The following is an 8412-nucleotide window of genomic DNA, read 5'->3' on the forward strand; positions in this document are numbered from 1 at the left end:
GTACCTCGCTTTCCTGAAGGACTACCGAACGGTCTACCGGGAAGAGCCGCCCCCAGCGTATTGGCCGAACCCGAAGCGCTCGCCCCACAACACAGATGCGTCCTGCAAAGGCTGCAACGGCTGCGCTGCAGGATGCGTCAGCTGAAGCAACACTTTTTAGACGGAGCGCGTCGAATTGCTCGGCCCCAGATCAGCCGAGCCATTCGCCGGGGGCTACTCAGTTGAGAACGAGCAGGACGGGCGATGCATATTTTGATGTTCGGAAAGATGCCTCCTATCCAGGGGGGTGTTTCCAAGGCAACTTGGGTAGCGGCAATCGATCTTGTGACCGCGGGCCATACGGTAACCTTCATCTCTAACAGCATGGGTTACGGATTCCGGCAAATGGCGTCGGCATCCGGCATAGAGGCGACGATTGCTCGCTTCGCGGGAAAGCTTGAGATTCGGCAGGTTGAGGCGGTGCCAGGGCTCTCTTACATTCCATGGGCACCGCCGTATCTAAGCCAACTTTTGGGAAACGCGCTTGCAGCCGCAAAGTCGCGTACGCCCGACTTGGTGATTGGATGGTATCTTGAACCCTATGGCGTTGCGGCTTCGATCTTTGGTCGATTGGCCGACACGCAGGTGATATTGCGGCATGCGGGAAGCGATCTGGGCCGATTGAAGAAAGTTGCCGATTTAGCGCCACTCTATGACCACTGCTTAGCGACCGCAAGCCGTGTGGTGGCGAGCAATAACCAGGAGGCGATGCAGATTCTCTTGGATGCGGGCGTCAGACGAGAAAGCCTTGTCCAAGCTCGCGGCAGAGGCTCGACGATTCCTTCTGCGAGCCTACCGGACTTGACTTTGAGGTACTTGTCGAAGAGGCGGAGGCTTTCTTCAGCAACTACGGTTTCCAACGCGACTTCCTGAAGATGCTGACCGATTGGGATAGGGAAGGGTTGAGGTGCTCAGATCCGATTGTCGGCAGTTACGGGAAAATCGGGGCAGTCAAAGGTACTTACGGACAAATTGATGCGCTGGACCTTCTCTCGGATCGAAACGTCCCGGTCGCCTATCGCGCGCTGTGGAGTGCCGCGCCTGATCGCTTTGCTCACGCATTCAACCATCTTGCGTCAAAGAAACGGCTGCGAGGTCGAACGATTGTTCTGCCACCGCTTCCACCGTGGAGAGTTCCGGCTTTTATAAGGTCTTGCTCAGTGATCACATTCCTGGAAAACAATTTTCCAATCACGTTTCATGGGCCTCAGGTTCCGCGTGAGGTGCTTGCGTGTGGCACATCGCTGATATTGAGCGGTGAGATTTGTTCGAAGGTGTTTTTCGCCGCCGAATTGGCGGATCGGACAAATGTCCTGCGCGTCGGAGACCCCAATAATGTGGCCGAGTTGGCGTCGGTCTTAGAGCTGGCTATTACAGATCGCGAAATGCGAGCGAGCCTCTCTCATCACGGAAAGACCCTTTCGCGCACAATAGAATCGACCGCCCTTCCGCATGATCCGCTGATTGACGTGATCAGGTCCATGTAGAAGCTCGATGCTAAACTGTCCACCCATACATGATGGCTGCTATCGGCCGGCCGGCGGCGCGCGCCACATGGGCGGCGAGCTCCGGAACGCTGTGAGGTCGATGCCGGTATTCGCGCCATCGAGCACAGCCAGCACGGCGGCCACCTCTTCCAGCGCAGCATTGTCAGCGCGCTCGCCCAGCCCCCCGACGGTGACGGAGGCATGGCGCACGCTGGCGCGGGTCGCAGCCAGCGTGTTGGCAGCTGCAAGACCGAAGTCGTTGTGGGAATTCGAGGTCGATCGGGGACTGCGCCGTCAATTGGGAGACAAGTTCGAAGGTCAAAAGGGATCGAGCACGCCGATCGTGTCGGCCAGCCTGACGCGGCTTGCGCCGGCGCGCGCGGCCATCTCGATTACACGGGCGAGATGATTCCGATCGGCCCTCGAAGCATCCTCGCACCGTCGCGCAGGGTCGTATCGTTGAGAAAGATTGGACGTGTCATAGGCAGGGGCCGACTTCTTCTCCTCAGCGCAGATGGGATTGTAGGGCCTCGTGACGTGGCCCAGTACGGGAAACGTCCCGCAGCTTCTCCACGATGCTAGGTATAACTTCGAGCACCCGGTCGACATCTTCGTCACAGTTATCGCGTGAGAATGAGAAGCGGATTGTCCCGTGTGCAACAGCATGAGGAATGTCCATCGCCCTCAAGACATGGCTCGGCTCCAGCGAACCGGAGGTACAGGCAGAGCCGGAGGAGCAGGCAATGCCACAGCGATTGAGAAGAAGAAGCATACCTTCGCCTTCGACATGTTGGAAGGCGATGTTCGCCGTGTTCGGCAACCGCTCCAGCCGATCGCCGGTAACGAAAGTGTCTGGAACACGCTGGAGAACGCCTTTCTCCAGGCGGTCTCGAAGCGACTTTAACCGCGTGTTCGCGTCGTCCATGAATTTCAAGGCGAGTTCGGCAGCCTTGCCTAGACCTACAATCCCGGGCGTGTTCTCTGTACCCGCGCGTCGGTCGCGCTCCTGATGGCCTCCCTTGATTAGCGAGGAGAAGGGCACGCCCCGTTTTAGATAGAGTGCGCCGACACCTTTTGGCCCATGTAGCTTGTGTCCGGATAACGACAGCATGTCAATTGCACTCGATTGCAGGTCAATTGGAACCCTACCGACCGCCTGGACCGCGTCCGTGTGGAAAAGTGCGCCGATTTTCTTGGCCATCTCGGCAAGCATGGCCACAGGGAAAATCGTACCCGTCTCGTTGTTCGCCCACATCATCGAAACGATTGCCACGTGATGAGTGAGGGCGGTCCCGTAAGCGTCAAGATCGAGTCGGCCATGACGATCCACGGGGATCCTGTGCACCTTGACACCGCGCGTCTTCTCAAGATGGGCGCACAGCGTCAGTACGGCTGAATGCTCGACTGCGGAAGTCACGATCTCTGTGCGGTCAGGCATTACCTCGAGCGCCGAAAGGATCGCCGCATTGTCGCTTTCCGTCCCGCCCGACGTGAATGCGATCTCATGATCGAACTCCGCGCCGATCAGCGCTTGCAACTGCCGGCGCGCCTTCCTCACCGCCACGCCGACGGAGGAGCCAAAAGCGTGCGTCGACGAAGGATTTCCGAATTGATCCGTAAAGAACGGCAGCATCGCGTCAACCACTTCAGGATCGACTCGCGTCGTTGCATTGTTATCGAGATAGATAGATCTCATGGGTGCAATCTCGGCCGATGGGAGAGCTCGGTCGTCTCGTTGAGGATTCGATTAATGGTGACCTAGGCGAGCAGACCGCGGGTGCAGGCGCCCGACAGTTTGACGTAGCCTGATCGCGGTAGACATCGACAAGTTTGCAGTCTCCGCCGTCAGCCCGCAGGTGAGAATGCATGCCCTTGACAGCGGCTCCGTTCGGTCGAATTCGATGCAGCGTCGTCATTTGCCGGGCCGCCACGCTGAGACCTGAACTATGTCGGGCGGCGCCGTTCTCCGGATCCCCGAAACGATCGCCGGTCCCACAGCGGCTCCGACCGTGCCGTGTTCTTGAGCGCGCGGACCTCCGTTGTGCCGGCCGTACAGCCCTCCTCTTCCTTAATGAGGCCTTCGTTGACCAACGCTGCGCGGAGCCCGACAACCACTGCTTCGATGGCTTTGGAGCATGTGACCTGGCTGCGAGACTTCGCGTCGTAAGTGACCCGCTCAATCGTGGCGGGCCTGCTGATACGGGCATCCCTCTGATCACGCCTTCATCAACACCGAGGCCTTTGCAGACGAAGGCGCCTGCCTTCCGATTCTCGACGTATTCCCGACCGCGTAAACTGGCGGTCGCAGCATAACCCATCGCTGAACAATGCATCGTCTCCGGCGGCAGAAAATCGAGAAATCCTGCTAAGTACTGATTGGTGATCCGGAGTGCTTCGTTGACGATTTTGCCGATGATGAGTTCGGCAAGCTCCGACGAGCGGACGATCGCGTAGAGGCAGCGGAGCGTCTGGAATTTCTCTGCAATGATCGCTTCCGCCACCGGATCAACTGTGATCATCAATTCAAGTGCACTGCCACAGGCGATGGCGCCGACCTCACTATAAGTACTGGCGGTTTCCCGAACGCCGGTGTTCTTCTGATTGAAAAAACGTCCCTTGATCTTTTCGCTATAGTCCCACATGCCCCTTCTCACTAATCCCGGGTGATCAGCCGAAGGACTTGCCGCAAGCACACTTCTCCCCCGCGTTGGGATTGTCGAAGACAAAGCCGGAGGATTCGAGATCCGTGACGAAGTCGATGGTCATGCCGGCGACGTGTGGTTGGGAGCCTACGTCCACGAACACCTTGACCCCATCTGTTTCGATGACCGCGTCGCCCTCGCGCGGGAAGCTCTCCAGCCCAACCAGGTATTTGAAGCCGGCGCAACCGCCCGCCTCGACCATGATGCGAAAGCCTTGCACCGGTTCGGCGGCTCGGGAAAGCGCAGCGTTCATGACGGCGACGGCATTCTCGGTGAGCGTGATCACGGGATGATTTCTCCTTGGTCGATGGCGCGTTCGCGGATGACGGTGCATGTAGCGTGCCAAAGAAAGAAGACGTTCGGGAACAGTAGGATGTCTCTACGACACGATGTTGCATGTCCCACGTCGTCGAATATCGGACATCCCGAAAACGCGTGAATTCCGACACTTCCGCCAGGTATCTCTGTGCGCCATTCCGGCCGAGGCTCTCATCACCGCCGGAGGAGAGTTCGTAGCAGTTCACCGCGAAAAATGCTGGGGAATCAACAAGCACTGTCGGATTGTCGATTACGCGACATCTCGTATTCGGCCCCGGCTTCCTGCTTTATTCTCACTTAAGCCATTGGGTTCAGTAAATAATTTTTTCCTAAAACTTTGCTTGCGCAGCTGGCACAGCTTTTGAAACTCCCTCGTCACGAGGCGGCTGGAGCCGACCGATATGAGATCGACAATGGAACGAAGGAACGAAAGCGCAATGTCAGATATGCCTCAGATCCGCGGTTTTTGGGAAAAGGGCATCATCCACGGAGTACGAATGTCCTACGAGCCCAATCGGCGACGACACTCACAATCGCCCCGCACCGGGCGACGGCCGCGGATGGACGTAGAGGTGGAATTCGACGGATATGTGCTTGCCTGTGTCTTTTCGCGTGCGCTCGAGGAAATCGATGCCGGCGAGGCGACGGCGACCGAGGCAACCGGCCTTTCGAGTGCCGAGTTGCGCGATATCCTAACCCGCAGTTTCCCCTCTGGGCTCATCCCGGCCTTCTCCTTGGAAGAAGTGAGCGATCCCGCGCTTGGTATGGAGGAAGAACTTCTGCGCGGCATGCTGCTGGCGCATGCCCGGGCGGGCGACATCGCGAGCGCCCGCTTTGCCAAGATCATCGCCCGGCGCGCCTTGCGCAATGCCCATCTCTGGCAGGACCTCGGCCTTTCCGACCAGGCCGAACTGAGCCGCTTGCTTGCCACGCATTTCCCGAAGCTGGCGTCCGGCAATACCCAAAATATGAGATGGAAGAAGTACCTCTACCGCAAGCTCTGCGAGGCTGAAGGTTTTTCGCTGTGTACCGCGACCAGTTGCCGAGAGTGCAATGATTTCAAAGACTGCTTCGGTCCAGAGGAAGGCAAAAGCCGCCTCGCGCGGACCAAGGAGGATTGGGATTAAGGGCCGTATTCGTGAGGGATACGAGACCGTCATGCATCTACCGTCATCAATACAAACCGGCACGCTTCTCCCGGCGGCGTCGCATGGACGAGGGGATGTTCATCGCCTCGCGATATTTTGCGACGGTGCGGCGAGCAATGTCGATGCCGGTTTCCTTGAGCCGGGCAACGATGGCCTCGTCGGAATGCACATCATCGAGCGTTTCTGCGGCAATCATTGCCTTTATGTGATGGCGGACAGCTTCGGCGGAGTGCGCGTCGCCGCCTTGGGAGGAGGGGATCGCGACTGTGAAAAAATACTTCAGTTCGAAGACGCCGCGGGGTGTGAGCATGTACTTGTTCGACGTCACCCGGCTTACAGTCGACTCGTGCATGTCGATCGCATCAGCGATGGTCTTAAGATTGAGAGGACGAAGATGGGCGATGCCATCTTCCAGAAAGACATCCTGGTGGCGGACGATTTCGGTCGCGACCTTAAGGATCGTCGTGGCGCGCTGATCGAGACTGCGAATTAACCAGCTCGCGTTTTGGAAGCATTCGTTGAGAAACGACTGATCTTTTGAACTTTGGGCGGTCAGGCGAGAGACTTCCGCAAAATAGGTCTGGTTGATCAGCACCTTGGGCAGGGTGTCCGGATTAAGTTCGATTTGCCATCCACCTCCAGGCGAGGGCAGGACGGAGACGTCGGGTATGATGGATTCCGGCCCTCCGGATTGGAAACGGTTTCCAGGCTTGGGATCGAGCGTACGGATTTCATGCAACATATCGAGAAGGTCGTCTTCATCGACTCCGCAATGTCGCTTCAATGCCCGAAAATCGCGTCGCGCAAGCAGCTCAAGATTTGCGACCAAAGCTGCCATCGCCGGGTCGAACCGATCTAGCTGGCGCAGCTGTATCTCGAGGCATTCGCTGAGAGTTCGCGCAAAAATTCCCGGTGGATCAAAGAGCTGCAAGGCTCCGAGAACACGTTCCACATCAGCCTCCCGGATATTTAGCCTCCCGGCCAGCTCCAAAAGGTTCACTTGCAGATACCCGGTGTCTTCCAGATGATCGGCAAGCGCGCCAGCAATCAGCCGCTCTCGCGGTGTGAATGCAGTGAGGGCGATCTGACGAGCGACATGGTCGTGTAATGTTTCGGTGGAGGCGACAAACTCGTCAAGGGCAGGGCGTTCCCCCGCCCGGATATTGGCTGTGTCGCGGATTGATTTCCACTGACTGGGCAGCTCAGGCATGTCGGTCCTGGTCGGCCCATCAACGTGGTTTTCCCGCGCACCGATATTCGGATCATCCACCACAGTCGACGATACATCGCCAGAAGCCCCGCCATCATTTGACGCTAGGTCGAGAAATGGGTTCTTCTCTATTTCCTGTTCCACGAACTGATGCAGTTCGGTATGCGCCAGCTGCAGCAAGCGAATCGACTCGATGAGTTGGGGTGTTATAACCAGCGATTGCTGCTGACGCTGAAGAAGGCTTGTAAAAGACTTCATGGTTCGAGCAAACTCCTATCGAGCGCCGCACTTGTGCGCGCATAATGGGAGCTGGGAGTGGCTCCTCTGGTCATGCGGAGGCTGAGGCCTTGAGCGTTTCCAAAATGTTTTGCGGCGAAGACACGCCATAAGGATCGGTTTCGCAGTTGTCGGAGAAACCGTCCTCCTCGAACCACTGCTCCACAACGCCATTTTTGATCACGGCAGCGTAGCGCCAGGAGCGCAGACCGAATCCGAGATTGTCCTTGGCGACCAGCATGCCCATCTTGCGGGTGAATTCTCCCGAGCCGTCGGGGATAAGCTTGACCTTCTGAAGCCCCGTGGCCTTGCCCCAGGCATTCATGACGAATGCATCGTTGACGGAGAGACAGTAAATTTCGTCAATGCCCTTCTTCTGAAACTCGCCATAAAGGTTCTCGAAATCAGGCAGTTGATAGGTGGAGCAGGTCGGGGTGAAGGCGCCTGGTAGCGAAAAAAGGATTACGCGCTTGCTGCTGAAATAGTCGTCGGATGTCTTGTCTTCCCAGCGGTAGGGGTTTGGCCCCTCGATAGACTCGTCGCGAACCCGCGTGCGAAAGGTGACTGAGGGAACTCTCCTGTCCATGGTCATCAATGTTGCTCCTCTAGGAAAATTGGCACGCGGCTTCTCGGTTGCAGCTAGCGCGACACCGAGCTCGGCCCATATGCCGGGCAAGCAAGCGCCATGCCATTTGACTTGAAGGAGGCGATCGCGCGACTTGCACGGACTGCCATCGCCACGAAGGAAGCCTGCCGGCTAAGATGTCGATCTCATCGCGCTAAACTTATCGGCCCGGATCACGTCGAAGCCAGCCCCTGCGACGGTGGCCTGTGGCTCGTGAACTGAGAAACGTTGGATGTTCGGGAAAGACGAAACCGTTCGGGACAGACCGAGCCGATGCTCTGCCGCACCCACCGGCAGGACTGCAGCCTGCATAAGTCTTTGCCGCCGCCGTGCTCGTGCGTGTGCAGGCATGGTGATTTGTGATCTGCGGAGACACCCCTCTCGCAGCACCGACGATCGCGCGCTGTTGCTATTCCCGACCATATCTCGATCAGGGTTTGCGCCACCTTCCAGCACTTCAGTAAGCGCCCACCGGTCCGGTCGCGGTGAGAATTGAATCCGGCTCGGGTCGCGGTGTTTGCATGCTTTGAGGTTCTGCCCGTGCGTGTGTCTACACGCAAACCTACTTTTGTACGAAGCTGGACAAGAATGGTGGAGACCTGCACGA

General features: G+C 57.7%; 7 protein-coding genes and 2 pseudogenes. 3 read left to right on the top strand and 6 right to left on the bottom strand.

Translation table 11 applies throughout. The features are described from left to right. The first annotated feature begins 243 nt into the window (after positions 1-243). Both C9413_RS22835 and C9413_RS22840 read left to right on the top strand, forming a co-directional pair. Positions 244-912, top strand: coding sequence for a glycosyltransferase (locus C9413_RS22835; RefSeq protein WP_040114251.1), 669 nt, complete (start codon positions 244-246; stop codon positions 910-912). Positions 913-914: 2 nt separating this feature from the next. Further along, a complete protein-coding gene (locus C9413_RS22840; protein WP_133938065.1) occupies positions 915-1526 on the top strand; it encodes a hypothetical protein in 612 nt (203 codons plus the stop codon). Positions 1527-1565: 39 nt separating this feature from the next. Here C9413_RS22840 and C9413_RS34570 read toward each other — a convergent pair. The 3 genes and pseudogenes from C9413_RS34570 to C9413_RS22860 form a co-directional block, all read right to left on the bottom strand. Continuing rightward, a pseudogene (locus tag C9413_RS34570) lies at positions 1566-2135 on the bottom strand (hypothetical protein). Continuing rightward, positions 2032-3222, bottom strand: a complete 1191-nt coding sequence (gene nifS, locus C9413_RS22850) for a cysteine desulfurase NifS (RefSeq protein ID WP_040114253.1) — start codon at positions 3220-3222, stop codon at positions 2032-2034. The pseudogene C9413_RS34570 and the gene nifS overlap by 104 nt, the downstream one beginning before the upstream one ends. A gap of 971 nt (positions 3223-4193) precedes the next feature. Beyond that, entirely contained in the window at positions 4194-4514 is a 321-nt protein-coding gene (locus tag C9413_RS22860; protein ID WP_040114254.1) for an iron-sulfur cluster assembly accessory protein, read from the bottom strand. 469 nt (positions 4515-4983) lie between these two features. Between C9413_RS22860 and C9413_RS22865 the strand changes: the two genes are divergently transcribed. Further along, on the top strand, positions 4984-5673 hold the full coding sequence (locus C9413_RS22865; RefSeq protein WP_082046666.1) for a nitrogen fixation protein NifQ: 690 nt from the start codon (positions 4984-4986) through the stop codon (positions 5671-5673). 46 nt (positions 5674-5719) lie between these two features. Here the strand turns inward: C9413_RS22865 and rpoN are convergent, their stop codons facing one another. From rpoN to C9413_RS33745, 3 genes and pseudogenes are all read right to left on the bottom strand, one after another. Next, positions 5720-7162 carry an RNA polymerase factor sigma-54 gene (rpoN, locus tag C9413_RS22870; RefSeq protein ID WP_040114255.1) on the bottom strand — a complete coding sequence of 481 codons (1443 nt, stop codon included), beginning with the start codon at positions 7160-7162 and terminating at the stop codon, positions 5720-5722. 70 nt (positions 7163-7232) lie between these two features. Next, on the bottom strand, positions 7233-7772 hold the full coding sequence (locus tag C9413_RS22875; protein ID WP_040114256.1) for a peroxiredoxin: 540 nt from the start codon (positions 7770-7772) through the stop codon (positions 7233-7235). Positions 7773-8184: 412 nt separating this feature from the next. After that, a pseudogene (locus C9413_RS33745) lies at positions 8185-8269 on the bottom strand (ModD protein); the annotation flags it as partial. Between the last annotated feature and the right edge of the window lie 143 nt (positions 8270-8412).

This window comes from Rhizobium sp. SEMIA 4085 (assembly GCF_013004495.1).
GTDB classification, from domain to species: Bacteria; Pseudomonadota; Alphaproteobacteria; order Rhizobiales; family Rhizobiaceae; genus Rhizobium; species Rhizobium gallicum.